Here is a 16506-nt window from a genome sequence, read left to right as displayed (position 1 = left end):
GACCAGGCTTGAGATTGTCCTTAGCTGGCTGGCGTTAAACCGCGCGCGATCTGCGATCCGTTACCCCGGCTGACGCAGACACTCCAGCAGGCAATCCAGCGCCGGCTGCCTCTGGGCGCGGCGCAACACCGCGATCAACCGCCGCTCGAAGGTCAGTTCGCCCAGCTCGATCACCCGCAACCGATCCGCCCGCTGCAACCACAGCCCCGCCCGGGGCACCAGCGACACCCCCAATCCGCACTCCACCATCCGCGCAATCGCTTCGAGCTCATCCAGCTCCAGCGCATCGTGGACCTGTATCCGCTGCTCACGTAAAAACTGACTGACCAGGCGCCCGCCGAACGATGCCCGGTCGTAGCGCACGAATGGCTGCTCAGCGAGCAATTGCAGCGGATCATCCCCTGGCAGATGCAGCGGCGCGATCAGCACAAAGGCCTCACTGGCCAAAGGAATCTCCAGCAACTCCTTGGGCAGTTCGAACGGTGGCTTGATCAACAGCGCCAGATCCAGCTCACCGGCATCCACCTGACTCAGCAGATTGAGAGAGACGCCGGGCACCAGCTTCAACTCGACCCGTGGCGCCGCCTGGCGAAAGCGCGGTAGAGCCTGCGGCAACAGCCCGGTCTGCACCGTGGCAATGGCGCCGATGCGCAACTCACCCTGCCACTCGGCGGCCGTCGTCGACAGGGCCATCTGCCCGTACAAGGCGAGGATCTGTTCGGCCAGCGGCAACGCATGGCGGCCGGCGGCATTCAGCACGGCGGCCCGCCCACTGCGGTCGAACAGGCGCAGCCCCAGGTTCTGCTCCAGCACGCGCATTTGCGCGCTGACCGCCGACTGGGTCAGCCCCACCTGTTGGCCGGCGGCGACAAAGGTGCCTTCGCGGGCTACACGGATAAAGGTCTTGAGTTCACGCAGCATCGGGCTCACCTAGCAAAAATAGTCGGGCTCGGAAGCAAGAATATGCGCTTTTAAGCAAAATAATCATCGCTACACTGGAGTCTTCTTTCCCAAGCCTGGTATCCGACATGGCGCTTTCACCGTTTCACCTGGCAATCCCGGTCCATGACTTGGCGGCGGCCCGACATTTCTACGGCGACGTTTTTGCCTGCCCGGAGGGACGCAGCAGCGATCACTGGGTGGACTTCGACTTCTTTGGCCACCAGTTGGTGATTCACTATCAGGCCAAGAGCGCGGCCCAGGAACAGGCGCTGAGCAACCCGGTGGATGGCCACGACGTGCCAGTGCCGCATTTCGGCGTGGTGTTGGAATGGGCGGCGTGGGAAGCGCTGGCTGAACGCCTGAAGCAGAGGGGCACCCGCTTCGTGATCGAACCCTACGTGCGCTTCAAGGGCCAGGTCGGCGAACAGGCGACCATGTTCCTGTTCGACCCGTGCGGCAATGCCCTGGAGTTCAAGGCCTTCAAGGATATCGGGCAGATGTTCGCCAAGTAACCTCCGTCATTGTGGAGCTGGCTGGCCCTAATCCCGTTCAGTTAAGGAAATTTGAATCGGAGTGCTGTCTTGTGGCGAGCGGGCTTGCCCGCGCTGGGCCGCGAAGCGGCCCTAAAACCGGCGAACCCAGTGCAGCAGGTAAATCGAGGTAGCCGGTTTTGCAACTGCCGCACAGCCGAGCGCGGCGCTGCGGCGTTCCGACAAGCCCGCTCGCCACGGAAGTCGGTTATTTGCGCTTGAGCAAATCCGGCAACTGCGCCACCAGCTTCTGGTTGTTCAACGGCGCGCGGATAAAACCGCGCTGGGTACCGTCCGGCCCGACGATCGCCAGGTTGCCGCTATGGTCGACGGTGTAGTTGGGCTTGCTGGTGTCCGCCGGAATGAACGGAATACTCACCGCGTTGGCGAGCTTCTGCAGGTCGTCGATCGAACCCGCCGTCAGCCCCCGGAAGTCGGGATCGAAATAACCCAGGTACTGCTTGAGCTGCGCCGGCGTATCGCGGTTCGGGTCCACGCTCACCAGGATCACCTGCAACTGACCGAGCACGTCCTTGGGCAACTCACTCTTGATCTGGCGCAGTTGGGCGAGGGTGGTCGGGCAGATGTCCGGGCAAAAGGTGTAGCCGAAGAACAGCAGGGTCCATTTACCCTTGAGTTCGTCGATCGGCACCGACTGGCCGTTCTGATCGATCATCTTCACCCCTGGCAGCGAGCGGCTCTGGGGCAGCAGGATAATCCCCGCATCGATCATCGCCGCAGGTTCGCCCTGACGCTGGTTATGGAGCACTTTGTTGACCGTCAAGCCCAGGACCAGGGCCACCACGGCGACGAGAATGAAAACGGTTTTCTGAACTCGAGTCATAGATTCAACAATAGATAGTGATCGACAAGCAGCGCGATAAACAGCAGGAACAAGTAGTAGATAGAGTACTTGAAGGTGTTGATCGCCGCATGCGGCTGACTGCCACGGTACAGCACCCACGCCCAGCGCAGGAAGCGTGCCCCCAGCAGCGTGGCGCAGACCAGGTAGAGCAGGCCGCTCATATGGATCACGAACGGCAGCAGACTGACCGCCAGCAGGACACAGGTGTAGAGCAGGATATGCACCTTGGTGTAATGCTCGCCATGGGTCACCGGCAGCATCGGGATATCCGCCTTGGCGTATTCCTCCTTGCGGTGGATGGCCAGGGCCCAGAAGTGCGGCGGGGTCCAGGCGAAGATGATCAGCACCAGCAACAGCGGTTCGGCGCTGACATGGCCGGTGGCCGCGACCCAGCCGAGCAACGGCGGCGCCGCCCCGGCCAGACCGCCGATCACGATATTCTGCGGCGTGGCGCGCTTGAGAAAGCCGGTGTAGATCACCGCGTAACCGAGCAGCGAGGCCAGGGTCAGCCAGGCCGTCAGCGGGTTGGTGAAGGCCAGCAACGTAGCCTGTCCGAGTACCGCGAGCAGCAGCGCGAAACTCAGCGCCGCCACGGGCGATACCCGTCCCTGGGCCAGCGGCCGCTTGTGGGTACGGGCCATTAGCGCATCGATGCGCCGATCCACCACATGGTTGACCACCGCCGCGCCGCCGGCACACAGGCCGATGCCGAGGTTGCCGAACACCAGTACGGTCCAGGGCACGCCGGCGCGGGTCGCGAGAAACATGCCCACCAGCGAGGTGATGAGCATCAGCACCACCACCTTGGGTTTGGTCAGTTCCAGGTAGTCGCGCCAGAGGGCCTGGGCCTGACGCTCGCCAATTACAGTCGCCACGGCATCTCTCCTTTGATCGTGATGGGCGCGTGGACCGCTTTACGCGGACTCAGGCGCCAACGTGCCGGCGCTTGCGCCCGCACCCGGACCAGCGCGGTGCGCGCGTGGTAGTTGATCAGCACCAGCGTCAGCAGCAAGGCGGCGCCGCCGGCATTGTGCGCCACGGCCACCGGCAGCGGCAGATGAAAGTACACGTTGCTCAGGCCCAGGCTGATCTGCGCCGCCAGCGCCAGCAACAGCAGCCCCGCGAGCCGGGTCATGCCCACCGCCCGCAGTTGCCAGGCCAGCCCCAGCAGCACCAGGGTCACCAGCAGGGCGCCGATGCGGTGGGTCAGGTGAATCGCCGTGCGCGCCTCGCTGTCGAGCTGGCCGCCCAGATAGTTGGGGCCGATATGCTGGGTCAAGTGAAAACCGTTGGCGAAATCCGCGTTCGGCCACCATTGCCCGTGACAGGTCGGCAGGTCGATGCAGGCCACCGCCGCATAATTGGAGCTGACCCAGCCGCCGAGGGCGATCTGCAGGATCACCAGCAACAGCCCGGCCGTGGCCCAGCGCTGCAAGCGCCGCGGCACCGCCAGCGCCGGCAGCACGCCGGACAGGCGCAAGGTCAACAGGAACAGCAGGCTCAAGGTGGCAAAGCCGCCGAGCAGATGCGCCGTCACTACCTGGGGCCAGAGTTTGAGCGTCACCGTCCACATGCCGAAGGCCGCCTGGGCGAAAACCACCCCCAACAGGAACAGCGGCAGTTTCAGCGGTTGCCCGTCACGTCGACGCTCATGCCAGGAGCGCGCGGCCAACAGCACGATCAGCAGCCCCAACGTCCCGGCGAAGTAGCGGTGGACCATCTCGTTCCAGCCCTTGTGGGCTTGCACCGGGGCATCGGGGAAATGCAGCTCGGCATGGGCCAGCTGGGCTTCACTGTTGGGCACGCTGATAAAGCCGTAGCAGCCCGGCCAGTCGGGGCAGCCCAGGCCGGCGTGGGTCAGCCGGGTGTAGGCGCCCAGCAGGACGACGAGCAGCGCCAGCAGCGTGGCAAACAACGCGAGGCGAAATCCAGGCTTGGCCATGACGATGCCCTCATCCGATATTCGACAGTTTCAGCAGTTGCACCAGGTCGTTGAGCAGGTCCTTGCCCTTGACCCGGGCGTCGTAGCGCAGCACCAGGTTGCCGTGCGGATCGATGATCCACAGTTGCGCCGCGTCGCTGCCCTTGGCCTCCCGCTCATAGGCCGCAAGATCCAGCGAGTAGCGTTGCAACTGCGGATATTCGCGCTTGAGCTTGGCGTCGTACATCACCTCCAGGGGTTGCGCCGTCGCCAGGGCATGGCTGGCCCGAGAGGCTTCGCGCCCGAGGGCGATCTGGATCTGCCGCGCCAGGTAGACCAGTTGCTGGCAGTCCAGCGCACAGTCCCGCGGCGCCGTCACCAGCATCTGCCAGCGCTGTTCGTCGGCCTGCACCCCAAGGTCGACGCGGCTTTCCCCGTTGCCGATCAATTCGCCGTGATAGCTGCGGCTCTCCGGCACCCAGAACTGCAGCTTGTACATGCCGGTGGCGAGCACCATCGGTCCGACCACCACCAGCAGGATCAGGATCAGTTGCCAGCGCCCCCGGCCGCGCCGTGGCGGGTTCGGGGCTTCAGCTGTGTTCAGTGGATTCATGGCCGCTCCCATGGTGTTTCTCCCTTGCGTTATGCCATCCGAGGTAGAGATAAAGGCCGAACAACGCCAGTGCCATGGCGAACCACTGCACGGCATAGGCCACGTGTTTTTCCGGCCCCATGCCTTCGGACACCACCGGCCAGTCGGTCTGATAGGCCGCCGGGCCGGACTCCTGGCGCAGCTCATAGCTGAAGCCGCTTCGCCCCAGCTCCGCCCAGAGCTTGTCCGGCTCGATAAGGGTCACCAGGCGCGGCCAGCTCGCATTGGCCGGGTCGCTGCCCAACTGGAAAGTCGCGCCGGGCGAGACATACACCCAGGCACCGAGCTCCAGCCGTTGCGTGGGGGTACTGAACCGCGGCGGCGTGCGCCGATCCGGCCAGGGCAACCAACCTCGATTGACCAGCAGCCACAGGCCACTGGCCTCGTCGTGGAACGGTTGCAACAGCTCCACGCCGACCCGGTCGTCACGCATGCGGTTATCCAGCAGGTAGCTGTGTTCGGCGTCAAACTGACCGCTCAGCCGTACCCGCCGGAACGCCGGATCGGGCAAGGCTTTCAACTGGTCGCCGGCCACCGGCTCGGCGGTACGGCGCTGGGCATGGTTTTCCAGCAGTACGCGTTTCTGCTCGCCGCGACTCAACTGCCAGAACCCCAGGCAGACCAGCAACGGCAACAGCACGAGCACCACCAACGTCGGTGCGATGCCGGGATAAAAGCGCTTCATGGCCGCCCCCCGGCGACAACTATGCGACTCGCTATACTCAATTGCATGCGCATCTCCCCCGGAGTCTCACCATGTTGAAAGCGGCGATAGTCCTGATGCTGTTGGCCACGGTGGCCAGCCTGTTCAGCGGCCTGTTCTTCCTGGTGAAGGACGGCGCGCATTCCAAGCGCCTGGTCAATGCCCTCACCGTCCGGGTCGGGTTTGCAGTGATCACCCTGGCCTTGATCAGTTGGGGCTTCTTCAGCGGCCAACTGGTGTCCTCGGCGCCCTGGTAAGCCCCAGGGCCCGGCAAGGCTCAGAGGACATAGACGAAGACGAACAGGCCGATCCAGACCACGTCGACGAAGTGCCAATACCAACTGGCCGCTTCAAAGCCGAATTGATGTTCGGCATTGAAATGCCCGCGCATGACCCGCATCAGCATCACGAACAGGATCAGGGTGCCAATGGTCACGTGGGCACCGTGGAAACCGGTGAGCATGAAGAAGGTCGCGCCATAGATGCCCGAACCCAGGGTCAGCCCCAGTTCGTGATAGGCATGCATGTATTCCTTGGCCTGGAAGGTCAGGAACGCCAACCCCAGCAGCACGGTGATCGCCAGCCAGAGTTTCAGGGCGCCGCGATGGCCGTTCTTCAGCGCATGGTGGGCGATGGTCACGGTGACGCTCGAACTGACCAGCAGTACCGTATTGAGCAGCGGCAAACCCCAGGGACTGATGGTTTCCTTCGGTCCCGGAAAGAGTTTCGGGTCGGGGTTGTGCAGCAACGGCCAGGCGTTCTGGAAGTCGGGCCACAACGCGTGGGTGATGAGCCCCTTCGCACCACCGTCGCCAGCCAGCCAGGGTACGGACAGATTGCGCACGTAGAACAGCGCGCCGAAGAAGGCGATGAAGAACATCACTTCGGAAAAGATGAACCAGCTCATGCCCCAGCGGAACGAACGGTCCATCTGGGCGCTGTAGAGCCCGGCGCGACTTTCCTTGATCACCGTGCCGAACCAGCCGAAAAGCATATAGGCCAGCAGCAGTCCGCCGACGAAGAAAATCAACGGGCCGTGGGAATCCGGGCGCGCCGCCTTCAGGTCGTTGAACCAGGTACCCAGGCCGAACATCGTGACCAGCATGCCGAGCGTGGCAATGATCGGCCACTTGCTCTGGGCCGGTACGTAGTAGTGCTCATGAATCGCCATTTATTGTTCTCCTTATCGGGCACGCCAAATGTCCTAGCCGCCGGTACGCGCCACGGGCGGGTTGCGGGCGGTGATGTCGAACAGCGTGTAAGCCAGCGTCAGGTGCTTCACATCCCTGGGCATGTCGCGGTCAACGATGAAACGTACCGGCATCTCGATGCGCTGCCCGGGCTGCAGGGTCTGCTGGGTGAAGCAGAAGCATTCGGTCTTGTGGAAGTACACCGCCACATTCGCCGGGGCAATACTCGGGATGGCCTGGGCCTTCATCACCTGGTCGGTGGGGTTGTAGGCCACGAACAACATCTCGTTGACCGCGCCGGGATGCACGCTCAACTGGTCGGCCTTGGGATAGAACTCCCAGACCATGTCGGCGGCATTGGTCGAAAGGAACTGCACGCCGATCTGCCGCGACAGGTCGACCACCTGCTCGCCTTCATACTGCCCGGCAGTCTTGCCGTTGATCCCGAAGGCCTTGCACATCACGTCGTACAGCGGCACCAGGGCAAAGCCGAAGGCGAACATCGCTACCACCACCAGCAACAGGCGTGTGACCAGGCGTTTGAGCGAGATCGAGTCGGCCATGGCTTATTTCACTTCCGGCGGCGTGGTGAAGGTGTGATACGGCGCCGGTGACGGAATGCTCCACTCCAGGCCCTCCGCGCCATCCCAGGGCTTGGCCGGAGCCGGTGGCCCGCTGCGAATGCACTTGATGACGATGAACAGGAACAGCAGTTGCGTCACCCCGAACATGAAGCCGCCGATCGACGACACCATGTTGAAGTTGGCGAACTGCAGGTTGTAGTCCGGTACCCGCCGCGGCATCCCCGCCAGGCCGACGAAATGCATCGGGAAGAAGGTCAGGTTCATGCCGACGAACGACAGCCAGAAGTGCAGCTTGCCAAGGGTTTCGTCGTACATGTGGCCAGTCCACTTCGGCAGCCAGTAATAGGCGGAGGCGAAGATCCCGAAGATCGCCCCCGGCACCAGCACATAGTGGAAATGCGCCACCACGAAATAGGTGCCGTGGTACTGGAAGTCCGCCGGCGCCATCGCCAGCATCAGCCCGGAGAAACCGCCGATGCTGAACAGGATGACGAAGGCCACCGCGAACAACATTGGTGTCTCGAAGGTCAGCGACCCTTGCCACATCGTGCTGACCCAGTTGAACACCTTCACCCCGGTCGGCACCGCGATCAGCATGGTCGCGTACATGTAGAACAGCTCGCCGACCAGCGGGATGCCGACCACGAACATGTGGTGCCCCCAGACGATGAACGAGAGGAAGGCGATGCTCGCCGTGGCATAGACCATCGAGGTGTAGCCGAACAGCGGCTTGCGGGAAAACGCCGGGATGATCGCACTGACCGCGCCGAACGCCGGCAGGATCATGATGTACACCTCGGGATGACCGAAGAACCAGAACACGTGCTGGAACAGCACCGGATCACCGCCACCGGCGGCGCTGAAGAAACTGGTGCCGAAGTGGATGTCCATCAGCATCATGGTCACGCACCCCGCCAGCACCGGCATCACGGCGATCAGCAGGAACGCGGTGATCAGCCAGGTCCAGACGAACAGCGGCATCTTCATCAGGGTCATGCCCGGCGCGCGCAGGTTGAGGATGGTCGAGATCACGTTGATCGCGCCCATGATCGAACTGATGCCCATCATGTGAATGGCGAAGATGAAGAAGGTCACGCTCTCCGGGCCGTAGGTGGTCGACAGCGGCGCATAGAAGGTCCAGCCGAAGTTCGGCCCGCCGCCGGGCATGAACAGGGTCGAGACCATCAGCGCGAACGCCGCCGGCAACAACCAGAAGCTGAAGTTGTTCATGCGCGGCAAGGCCATGTCCGGCGCGCCGATCATCAGCGGGATCATCCAGTTGGCCAGGCCGACGAAGGCCGGCATCACCGCACCGAAGACCATCACCAGGCCGTGCATGGTGGTCATCTGGTTGAAGAACGCCGGTTCGACGATGTGCAGCCCCGGCTGGAACAGCTCGGCGCGGATCACCATGGCGAAGGAACCGCCGAGCAGGAACATGGCGAAGCTGAACCACAGGTACAGCGTGCCGATATCCTTGTGGTTGGTGGTCAACACCCAGCGCATCAGGCCCTTGGCCGGACCGTGGGCGTGTTCATCATGACCGGCATGGCCATGGTCATCGATCACTGCACTCATGTCCTGTCTCCTGCAAACGGGGGAACGGCTTGGCCCGGGAAGCTGGGCCCCGACCGATTCAGCGAACATGCAACGGCGCTGTTCATTTGGGAGCTGTTCATTTGCCCTCCGTCTGCTTCAGTGCCAGGACTTCCTTGGGCGTGACCATATCGCCCTTGTTGTTGCCCCAGGCATTACGTTCATAGGTCACGACAGCGGCGATATCGACTTCCGACAGCTGTTTGCCGAAGGCTGCCATGGCGGTGCCCGGCTTGCCGAAGAACACCCGGTGCAAATGGTCTTCTTTCGGCCCGGTGGCGATCTTCGAGCCCTTCAGTGCCGGGAACATCGGCGGCAAGCCCTGACCCTCGGCCTGGTGACAGGCCACGCAGGTGGTGTGGTAGATCTTGTCGCCGCGCTCCTTGAGCTCGTCGAGGGTCCACTCCTTGCTGGTCAGCTCCTTGAGCTTGGCGGATTCGGCCTTGCGTTCGGCCAACCAGCTGTCGTAGTCGGCCTTGGGGCGGACATCGACCACCACCGGCATGAAGCCGTGGTCCTTGCCGCACAGTTCGGAGCATTGCCCACGGTAGATGCCAGGCTTGTCGACCCGGGTCCAGGCTTCATTGAAGAACCCCGGGATGGCATCGCGCTTGACGGCGAAGGCCGGCACCCACCAGGAATGGATCACGTCGGCGGAGGTCACCAGGAAACGGACCTTGGCGCCCACCGGCAACACCAACGGCTGATCGACTTCCAGCAGATAGTTTTCCCCCTTGGGGGCCTGGTTATGCATCTGTTCGGCGGGGGTGGACAGGTTGCTGAAGAACTCGACATCCTGGCCCAGGTATTTGTAGTGCCATTTCCATTGATAGCCGGTGATCTGGATATCGACATCCGACTCGCTGGTGTCGTACATCTTGATCAACGTGGCGGTGGCGGGAACCGCCATCCCCACCAGGATCAGGAGCGGCACGATGGTCCAGAGGATTTCCACTGTGGTGCTTTCGTGGAACTTGGCCGCCACCTGGCCGGTGGAGCGTCGGTGCATGATCATCGACCAGAACATGGCACCGAACACGATGATACCGATCACCACACAGATCCAGAAAATGGTCATGTGCAGATCGAAGATCTCGTGACTGACTTCCGTCGCTCCAGGCGCCATATTCACGGTCCAGGCAGCCTGCGCCTGACTGAATATCGACCACAACAGGAGGCCCATCCAGACTCGTGGATGTCGCATCATTGCGGGTTCCCCTTATCGTTCTTGTTATCCCGCCGGCTTTCACCCGCGGCCAAGGGAATGGTCGTACTGCGTAAGCGGACCATTCGGCCTGACCTGCACATGCAGCCGGGCGTCATCAGCTAACTCCATACCAAATCGAGTATAGACAGCGACCGGGAGCGCGCCATGCGATAAGGGAAATGAACTGAAACGCGACTTTGAACCGGGCTGGAGGCCACGAATTACCTGAGTTCGAGCAGAAGCAGTGGCAAATCGATATAACCCAGGCACATAAGCATGAAATAATTATTACAAATGCGTCTGAGCATCTTTTATAACCCAGCTACTTTGTACTCTCCCTATTTTCCCTTTGTCGTACCCCCTGGAGTTTTCATGAACACCGCCGCATTGCGCGAGCAGATTCAACGTGCCCACCAACACGAGGCCAGTAGCGGCCAGTTGACCCGTCAACTCGCGGTTCAATTGCCACATCTTCATCCTGCGATCCAACTGCCGGACGTCGACGCCAAAGGTGTGCTGACACGGTTTGTCAAAGCCTACATTGACCTGGTTCCCGACTTGCTGGATGCGGCCAACGAGGTGGCGCACGAAGCCGGAATCGAATCGCAGATCACGCCGGTGCTGAGCATCGCCGAGCAGTTTTTCCTGCAACCCCCGCCGATTCTCGAAGGTCATGTCGGACTCGACGGCCTGCTGGATGAGGCCTATCTGGCACACCGTCTGGTGGAAGAGGTCAACGATCTCTATATCAAGCATTTCGGCCAGCCACTGATTCCCTCGGACATCACCGTGGCCAACTTGATCGCCCACCAGTTGATCGGCGAGACCTTCGCCAACCAATTGGACGAAGCGGTGCATCACGCGGTCGATGAGATGCTCAACGAAGAAAGCTTTGCCCTGGAGTCGGTGGAAGCCTATCGCGAGCGTCTCCACAGCCCGGATACCGAGGCGGCGTGGAAGCGTTGGCCGTGCCTGTCGCGCCAGTTGGGCGTGGAGCTGGAGCTCGAGCAGCCCGGCGCTTGAACCCACGGCGCAGTTGATCGTGACCTGATGCGCTCCCCTGCAGGAGCCGAGCTTGCTCGCGATCGGCTGCGCAGCGGCCGTAATCCGGCTGACTCGGTGTGCCAGATGCACCGCATGCGCAGGTTTTACGACTGCTGCGCAGCCGATCGCGAGCAAGCTCGGCTCCTACAAGGTTTGTGGCGTTTTCCAGACCATCATCAGGCCGCTGCGGAACCGATGCCCGCGGTGGTCCGCAGCCGCCCTTCCAGGCGCCGCTTCAACCCATGGGACTCGATCACCAACCGCGCCCCCTTGGCCGCGTTGGCCCGGCCCCACTCCTCCAGCAGCTCCAGGCAGGCGTGGTCGATATAGCTCAGATTGCCCAGCGGCACATGTACCACCGTGTCCGACGGGATCGTCGACAGCACCCGGGTCAGCGCCGGCACCTTGAGGAACGTCGCCGCCCCCAGCAGCCGCAGCTCCATCTCCCCCTCGGCGGGCAAGTCCACCAGGCTGATTTTCAACCGCGAGGCTTTCCAGGCCAGCTTCGCCAGGGTCAGGCCGAAACCGATCAACACCCCCGTCAACAGGTCAGTGAAAACAATGGCCAAGGCCGTGGCCACATAGGTCAGCATCGGCATGCGTCCATAGCGTCCCAGGCCGCGAAAGGCCTTGAGGTCCACCAGCTTGATGCCCGTATACACCAGCACACCCGCCAGGCTCGCCACCGGAATGCTCTGCAGCACACTGGACAGCAACAACACAAAGGCCAGCAGCCACACACCATGGAATATGGCCGACAGACGGGTCCGGGCACCGGCCTGGACATTGGCCGAGCTGCGCACAATCACCCCAGTCATGGGCAGTGCCCCGAGCAGGCCGCAAAGCATATTGCCCACGCCCTGCGCCGACAGTTCGCGGTCGAAGTCCGAGCGTTGACCGTCGTGCATGCGGTCCACCGCCGCGGCCGACAGCAAGGTTTCGGCGCTGGCGATAAAGGCCACGGCAAAGGCCGCGATCAGCAGGTTGGGATCGGCCAGGTTGAGCAGGTCGGCCGGCCGCAGCCAGTCGATGGCTTCGGCCAGATTGGCCGGGACCTCCACCCGCTTGACCGATAGTGCCAGCACCAGGCTCGCCAGGGTTGTCAGGCCGACACCGAGCAGCGCTCCCGGAACAAAGCGCAAGGCCTGGGGTTTGCGCTTGTCCCATAGCCACATCACCAGGATCGTCGTCAGGCCCAACGCACCCGCCTGCCAGCCCGTGCCTTCGCCGGACAGCGCCTGGCCCAGGGCCGCCGGAAAGCCCAGCAGGTTGTCCAGCCCCGAGGGCAGGGGCGAGCCGTCGAGCATCACATGAACCTGGGACAATACGATCAACACGCCAATACCGGCGAGCATCCCGTAGACCACCGCCGGGGCGGTCACCCGGAACCAGCAGCCCAAGCGCAGGCGCCCGGCCAGCAATTGCAGCAGGCCGGCCAGCAACAGGATCGGCCCGAGCATGGCCATGCCGTGCTGACGTACCAGTTCGAACACCAGCACCGCCAGGCCCGCGGCCGGACCGCTGACCTGCAACGGCGAACCCGCCAGCCAACCGACCACCAACCCACCGATAATGCCGGTGATCAGCCCCTTGGCCGGCGGCATGCCGGACGCAATGGCGATCCCCATGCACAGGGGCAGGGCCACCAGGAACACCACCACGGAAGCCAGCAGCTCCCGTGGCAAAATCGCTTTCAATTGCGCAGCACGCATGATGAATCTCCTGAGGATTTCTTCAGGCATGGCAAAGCCCGACCGTTCGAACGCCGGTCGTGGCTGAACCTAATGGATTGAGGAGGCCTCAGGCGCTAGAAGCGGGCTTTGGGCGTCGCACTCGGGATCGGATGAGTACCATCGAGGGGTAGGAAGCAGGCCCGATCAGCATCGTAGGCTTTGATTTCGCTGGTTTCGATGTTGTAGACCCAACCGTGGATAAACAAATGGCCGTTGGCCATGCGCGAAGCCACCGAGGGATGCGTGCGCAAGTGCTGCAACTGAGCGATGACGTTTTCCTCGGTGAGCACGTGCATGCTTTCGCTTTCGTTGGCGCAGTCGCAGTTTTCATGAACCATGGTCTTCGCCACTTCCGCATGACGCAGCCAGGCTTTGACCGTGGGCATCTTTTCCAGGCTATCGGGGTTGAGCACCGCGCGCATGGCACCACAATCCGAATGCCCACAGATAATGATGTGCTGCACACCGAGGGCCAGCACCGCATACTCGATGGCGGTCGAGACACCGCCGTTCATCTGCCCGTAGGGTGGCACCACGTTGCCGACATTACGGGTCACGAACAGGTCGCCGGGGGCACTCTGGGTAATGAGCTCGGGCACGATGCGCGAGTCGGCGCAGGCAATGAACATCGCCCGTGGGTTCTGCGCCGTGGCGAGCTTCTTGAACAGTTGTTTCTGTTGCGGAAAGACTTCATGGTGAAAATGCAGGAAGCCATCGACAATATGTTGCAGCGCCACATCGGCACTCTCGGAGCCGGGAAGCCCCGAAGCCGACGCATCTGATAGCCGTTTATCCTTGTCACTCATGATTCATCCTCTTTTCTGACGGATTGAAGGGGATTTTCCAGATTTGGCTTGCTCGCGGCCAGCACTCATCGGATCAACGCGCTCGACTCCTTGAGCGCCACCTGTACGAAACAGACAGCCTCACCATAGCTGCGAAAACTTAACTCAAGCTGAATCAGAGGCTCTAGGACGGACGTTCCAGAAGTTTCCCAGGTTTGCGCTCAAAGAGTATAGGCGCGGACTAAACACCGCCAGGCCACCTTCGTCCGGGTCATGGCTCAGAGTAACGACATCTGCCCGCCGGGGGAGCAGAACGCCGTGCAATCCAGATTGAACCCTTCGCGGCGGTTCAGCCCCAGACGTTTGATCGCCTTGGCAAAGCGCTGCGCCAACAGGTCGGCAAACGGCCCTTCGCCGCGCATCCGCGCACCGAACCTGCTGTCGTAGAGTTCACCACCGCGGCTCTGGCGAATCAGGCTCAATACGTGGGTCGCCCGCTGCGGATAATGGGCGGCCAGCCACTCCTCGAACAACGGCGCGACCTCCAACGGCAGGCGCAGCATCATGTAGGCGGCGCTCTGGGCACCGGCGTCGCGGGCCTCGGTGAGCAGGCTTTCCAGTTCGCCGTCGTTGATCATCGGAATCATCGGCGAGCACAACACTCCCACCGGAATGCCCGCTTCACGCATCACCCGGATGGCCCGCAAGCGCGCCTTGGGCGCCGCCGCGCGAGGCTCGAGGATGCGCTTGAGTTCGTCGTCGAGGCTGGTCAGGCTGATCATCACCGCCACCAGCCGCTGCCGCGCCAGTTCCGTCAGCAGGTCGAGGTCACGCAGGATCAGCGAGCCCTTGGTGACGATGGTGACCGGGTGCCGATAGCGTAGCAATACCTCGAGAGTCCGCCGGGTGAGCTGATACTCACGCTCGATCGGCTGGTAGGGATCGGTGTTGGAGCCCAGGTTGATCGGCGCGACGCGATAGCCCGGCTTGGACAATTGCTGCTCCAGCACCGCGGCCGCGTTGGTCTTGGCGATCAGTTTGGTTTCGAAATCCAGCCCCGGCGACAGATCCCAGTAAGCATGGCTGGGGCGTGCGTAGCAGTAGATGCAGCCATGCTCGCAACCGCGATAGGGGTTGATGGAGCGGTCGAAGGGCAGGTCCGGCGAGCTGTTACGGGTGATGATGGATTTGGCCGTCTCGATGCGCACCTCGGTGCCCTGGGTCAGCGGAGCCTCCTGGTACCAACCATCATCCTCGGCCACCGAACGATTGGGCGCGAAGCGGTTGTGCGGGTTGGTCGCGGTGCCACGGCCACGGGGTGGGAGGGGGGTGAACATCGGAGACGGCTCCATTACTGTATTTATATACAGTAATGGAGCCAAGCCGATCTGCCTAGCACCGTCTGGCAGACACCGCCACGATGGCGACGCCGGACACAGACCTTGTAGGAGCAGGGCTTGTCGGGGCTTTATGGCTTGGCCGGCATATCTTCCTTGCGCAACGTCGCCACATCACTGGCCTTCACCGCGCCGCCCTGGTTACCCCAGCTGCCGCGAATGAAACCGACCACATCCGCCACTTCCTGGTCCGATAGTCGCCAGGCAAACGCCGGCATGGTGAAGCTGGAAGGCGCGCTATGGGTCGCTGGCAAGGTACCGCCCTTGAGCACGATATGGATCAACGAGGTCGGGTCCGCCGATTGCACCACCGGATTACCGGCCAACGCCGGGAACACCCGGGTGTAGCCATGACCATCGGTACGGTGGCAGGCCGCGCAGTTGTCGATGTAGACCGATGCTCCCGCCTTGCGGTCATCGCCTTTCCACAGTGCCTGTGCGACTTGTGGCTCATAGGCGTGAGGCGTGTCCTGAGGGTCCGTCGGCGGCAAGCTCTTGAGGTAGCGGGCAATAGCGTTCAGGTCGTCATCGCTCATGTATTGCATGCTGTGCACCACCACGTCGCTCATGCCACCGAATACCGCGCTGCGCTCACTGCGACCGGTCTTGAGGAACTGCACCAGTTGCGCTTCGCTCCAACTGCCAAGGCCATCCTTGTGATCGCCGCGCAGGCTTTTCGCGATCCAGCCTTCCAGCGGCGCGCCACCGGCCAGGAATGCACTGCCGTCATTGGCGCTCAGGGCTTTTTCCTGCAGGGTCAGGGCCCGTGGCGTATGGCAGGCCCCGCAATGGCCCAGGCCCTCCACCAGATAAGCGCCGCGGTTCACTACCGGGTCCGCGCCGACAGCGGCCGGGGGTTCGCTCACCTTCGGCGCGAACGCCCAGCGCCAGCCCGCCAACGGCCAGCGCATGCTCAGCGGCCAGGGGATATCGACGGCCTTGTTGTCCTGGACCACCGGCGCCACGCCCTTCATGAAGTAGGCGTACAGCGCCTGCATATCGCCGTCACTGACCCGGGCGTAGGACGGGTAGGGCATGGCCGGGTAAAGGCTGCCGCCGTTCTTTGCCACACCATGCCGGACCGCCTGGTCGAAGTCTTCGAAACTGTAGGCCCCGATCCCGCTTTTGTCCGGCGTGATATTGCTCGAGTAGATCGTGCCGATGGGCGTCTGCATCGGCAGCCCGCCAGCGAACGGCTGGCCGCCCTTGGCCGTGTGACAGGCGACGCAATCCCCGGCCCGCGCCAGGTATTCACCCTGCTTGATCAGGGCCGACGGATCGGCTTCGGCGGCGCTGACCGCGCCATTGCCCAACAACGCCAGGGTGGCGATAACCAATGCTTTCATGTTCATCGCTC

The 16506-nt window shown here is 62.7% G+C and carries 17 protein-coding genes; 3 read left to right on the top strand and 14 right to left on the bottom strand.

Going from position 1 to position 16506, the window contains the following annotated elements:
* Positions 1-60: 60 nt before the first annotated feature.
* Complete coding sequence (locus PFEN_RS24645; protein ID WP_191489237.1) at positions 61-921, bottom strand: LysR family transcriptional regulator; 861 nt, start codon at positions 919-921, stop codon at positions 61-63.
* A gap of 107 nt (positions 922-1028) precedes the next feature.
* Between PFEN_RS24645 and PFEN_RS24640 the strand changes: the two genes are divergently transcribed.
* Positions 1029-1454 (top strand): VOC family protein, encoded by a 426-nt coding sequence (locus PFEN_RS24640; protein ID WP_191489236.1) that lies wholly within the window; start codon positions 1029-1031, stop codon positions 1452-1454.
* A gap of 226 nt (positions 1455-1680) precedes the next feature.
* Here PFEN_RS24640 and PFEN_RS24635 read toward each other — a convergent pair whose 3' ends face one another.
* From PFEN_RS24635 to PFEN_RS24615, 5 genes are read right to left on the bottom strand one after another with little or no spacing between them, the layout of a single operon-like run.
* Positions 1681-2316 carry an SCO family protein gene (locus tag PFEN_RS24635; RefSeq protein ID WP_191489235.1) on the bottom strand — a complete coding sequence of 212 codons (636 nt, stop codon included), beginning with the start codon at positions 2314-2316 and terminating at the stop codon, positions 1681-1683.
* Positions 2313-3212, bottom strand: coding sequence for a heme o synthase (gene cyoE, locus PFEN_RS24630; RefSeq protein ID WP_191489234.1), 900 nt, complete (start codon positions 3210-3212; stop codon positions 2313-2315). Before cyoE ends, PFEN_RS24635 begins: the two co-directional genes overlap by 4 nt.
* Positions 3200-4279 (bottom strand): COX15/CtaA family protein, encoded by a 1080-nt coding sequence (locus tag PFEN_RS24625; RefSeq protein ID WP_191489233.1) that lies wholly within the window; start codon positions 4277-4279, stop codon positions 3200-3202. The genes cyoE and PFEN_RS24625 overlap by 13 nt, the downstream gene beginning before the upstream one ends.
* A 10-nt stretch (positions 4280-4289) precedes the next feature.
* A complete protein-coding gene (locus PFEN_RS24620; protein ID WP_191489232.1) occupies positions 4290-4883 on the bottom strand; it encodes a hypothetical protein in 594 nt (197 codons plus the stop codon).
* Positions 4849-5595, bottom strand: coding sequence for an SURF1 family protein (locus PFEN_RS24615; protein ID WP_191489231.1), 747 nt, complete (start codon positions 5593-5595; stop codon positions 4849-4851). The genes PFEN_RS24620 and PFEN_RS24615 overlap by 35 nt, the downstream gene beginning before the upstream one ends.
* Before the next feature lie 71 nt (positions 5596-5666).
* Here PFEN_RS24615 and PFEN_RS24610 point away from each other — a divergent pair, with 71 nt between their 5' ends.
* A complete protein-coding gene (locus PFEN_RS24610; protein WP_191489230.1) occupies positions 5667-5870 on the top strand; it encodes a twin transmembrane helix small protein in 204 nt (67 codons plus the stop codon).
* Positions 5871-5890: 20 nt separating this feature from the next.
* Here PFEN_RS24610 and PFEN_RS24605 read toward each other — a convergent pair whose 3' ends face one another.
* The 4 genes from PFEN_RS24605 to coxB form a co-directional block, all read right to left on the bottom strand.
* Positions 5891-6784 (bottom strand): cytochrome c oxidase subunit 3, encoded by an 894-nt coding sequence (locus PFEN_RS24605; RefSeq protein WP_191489229.1) that lies wholly within the window; start codon positions 6782-6784, stop codon positions 5891-5893.
* Between the two features lie 33 nt (positions 6785-6817).
* A complete protein-coding gene (locus PFEN_RS24600; protein WP_191489228.1) occupies positions 6818-7366 on the bottom strand; it encodes a cytochrome c oxidase assembly protein in 549 nt (182 codons plus the stop codon).
* A 3-nt stretch (positions 7367-7369) separates the two neighbouring features.
* Positions 7370-8965: a cytochrome c oxidase subunit I gene (gene ctaD / locus PFEN_RS24595; protein ID WP_191489227.1), complete on the bottom strand. Its 1596-nt coding sequence runs from the start codon at positions 8963-8965 to the stop codon at positions 7370-7372.
* A gap of 97 nt (positions 8966-9062) precedes the next feature.
* Positions 9063-10190: a cytochrome c oxidase subunit II gene (gene coxB / locus PFEN_RS24590; protein ID WP_191489226.1), complete on the bottom strand. Its 1128-nt coding sequence runs from the start codon at positions 10188-10190 to the stop codon at positions 9063-9065.
* 372 nt (positions 10191-10562) lie between these two features.
* Between coxB and PFEN_RS24585 the strand changes: the two genes are divergently transcribed.
* Positions 10563-11213, top strand: coding sequence for a hypothetical protein (locus PFEN_RS24585; protein WP_191489225.1), 651 nt, complete (start codon positions 10563-10565; stop codon positions 11211-11213).
* A 197-nt stretch (positions 11214-11410) separates the two neighbouring features.
* On the opposite strand, the gene PFEN_RS24580 is transcribed toward PFEN_RS24585, so the two are convergent.
* The 4 genes from PFEN_RS24580 to PFEN_RS24565 all read right to left on the bottom strand — a co-directional run bounded on the left by PFEN_RS24580 (position 11411) and on the right by PFEN_RS24565 (position 16495).
* On the bottom strand, positions 11411-12946 hold the full coding sequence (locus PFEN_RS24580) for a SulP family inorganic anion transporter (RefSeq protein WP_191489224.1): 1536 nt from the start codon (positions 12944-12946) through the stop codon (positions 11411-11413).
* Positions 12947-13041: 95 nt separating this feature from the next.
* Entirely contained in the window at positions 13042-13773 is a 732-nt protein-coding gene (locus PFEN_RS24575) for a carbonic anhydrase (protein ID WP_191489223.1), read from the bottom strand.
* Positions 13774-14030: 257 nt separating this feature from the next.
* Entirely contained in the window at positions 14031-15089 is a 1059-nt protein-coding gene (locus PFEN_RS24570; protein ID WP_191489222.1) for a PA0069 family radical SAM protein, read from the bottom strand.
* Between the two features lie 131 nt (positions 15090-15220).
* On the bottom strand, positions 15221-16495 hold the full coding sequence (locus PFEN_RS24565) for a cytochrome c (RefSeq protein ID WP_191489221.1): 1275 nt from the start codon (positions 16493-16495) through the stop codon (positions 15221-15223).
* Positions 16496-16506 lie beyond the last annotated feature (11 nt).

The organism is Pseudomonas sp. FEN, from assembly GCF_904067045.1.
Lineage (GTDB): Bacteria > Pseudomonadota > Gammaproteobacteria > Pseudomonadales > Pseudomonadaceae > Aquipseudomonas.
This window is presented reverse-complemented; position numbering and strand designations above follow the sequence as displayed.

What these genes read in the sequence shown, in the direction of transcription:
- ctaD (WP_191489227.1), bottom strand. Translation starts at nt 8,965, where the DNA reads ATGAGTGCAGTGATCGATGACCATGGCCATGCCGGTCATGATGAACAC.
- PFEN_RS24625 (WP_191489233.1), bottom strand. Translation starts at nt 4,279, where the DNA reads ATGGCCAAGCCTGGATTTCGCCTCGCGTTGTTTGCCACGCTGCTGGCG.
- PFEN_RS24600 (WP_191489228.1), bottom strand. Translation starts at nt 7,366, where the DNA reads ATGGCCGACTCGATCTCGCTCAAACGCCTGGTCACACGCCTGTTGCTG.
- PFEN_RS24575 (WP_191489223.1), bottom strand. Translation starts at nt 13,773, where the DNA reads ATGAGTGACAAGGATAAACGGCTATCAGATGCGTCGGCTTCGGGGCTT.
- PFEN_RS24610 (WP_191489230.1), top strand. Translation starts at nt 5,667, where the DNA reads ATGTTGAAAGCGGCGATAGTCCTGATGCTGTTGGCCACGGTGGCCAGC.
- PFEN_RS24580 (WP_191489224.1), bottom strand. Translation starts at nt 12,946, where the DNA reads ATGCGTGCTGCGCAATTGAAAGCGATTTTGCCACGGGAGCTGCTGGCT.
- PFEN_RS24615 (WP_191489231.1), bottom strand. Translation starts at nt 5,595, where the DNA reads ATGAAGCGCTTTTATCCCGGCATCGCACCGACGTTGGTGGTGCTCGTG.
- PFEN_RS24645 (WP_191489237.1), bottom strand. Translation starts at nt 921, where the DNA reads ATGCTGCGTGAACTCAAGACCTTTATCCGTGTAGCCCGCGAAGGCACC.
- PFEN_RS24640 (WP_191489236.1), top strand. Translation starts at nt 1,029, where the DNA reads ATGGCGCTTTCACCGTTTCACCTGGCAATCCCGGTCCATGACTTGGCG.
- PFEN_RS24635 (WP_191489235.1), bottom strand. Translation starts at nt 2,316, where the DNA reads ATGACTCGAGTTCAGAAAACCGTTTTCATTCTCGTCGCCGTGGTGGCC.
- coxB (WP_191489226.1), bottom strand. Translation starts at nt 10,190, where the DNA reads ATGATGCGACATCCACGAGTCTGGATGGGCCTCCTGTTGTGGTCGATA.
- PFEN_RS24570 (WP_191489222.1), bottom strand. Translation starts at nt 15,089, where the DNA reads ATGTTCACCCCCCTCCCACCCCGTGGCCGTGGCACCGCGACCAACCCG.
- PFEN_RS24565 (WP_191489221.1), bottom strand. Translation starts at nt 16,495, where the DNA reads ATGAAAGCATTGGTTATCGCCACCCTGGCGTTGTTGGGCAATGGCGCG.
- PFEN_RS24585 (WP_191489225.1), top strand. Translation starts at nt 10,563, where the DNA reads ATGAACACCGCCGCATTGCGCGAGCAGATTCAACGTGCCCACCAACAC.
- PFEN_RS24620 (WP_191489232.1), bottom strand. Translation starts at nt 4,883, where the DNA reads ATGGGAGCGGCCATGAATCCACTGAACACAGCTGAAGCCCCGAACCCG.
- PFEN_RS24605 (WP_191489229.1), bottom strand. Translation starts at nt 6,784, where the DNA reads ATGGCGATTCATGAGCACTACTACGTACCGGCCCAGAGCAAGTGGCCG.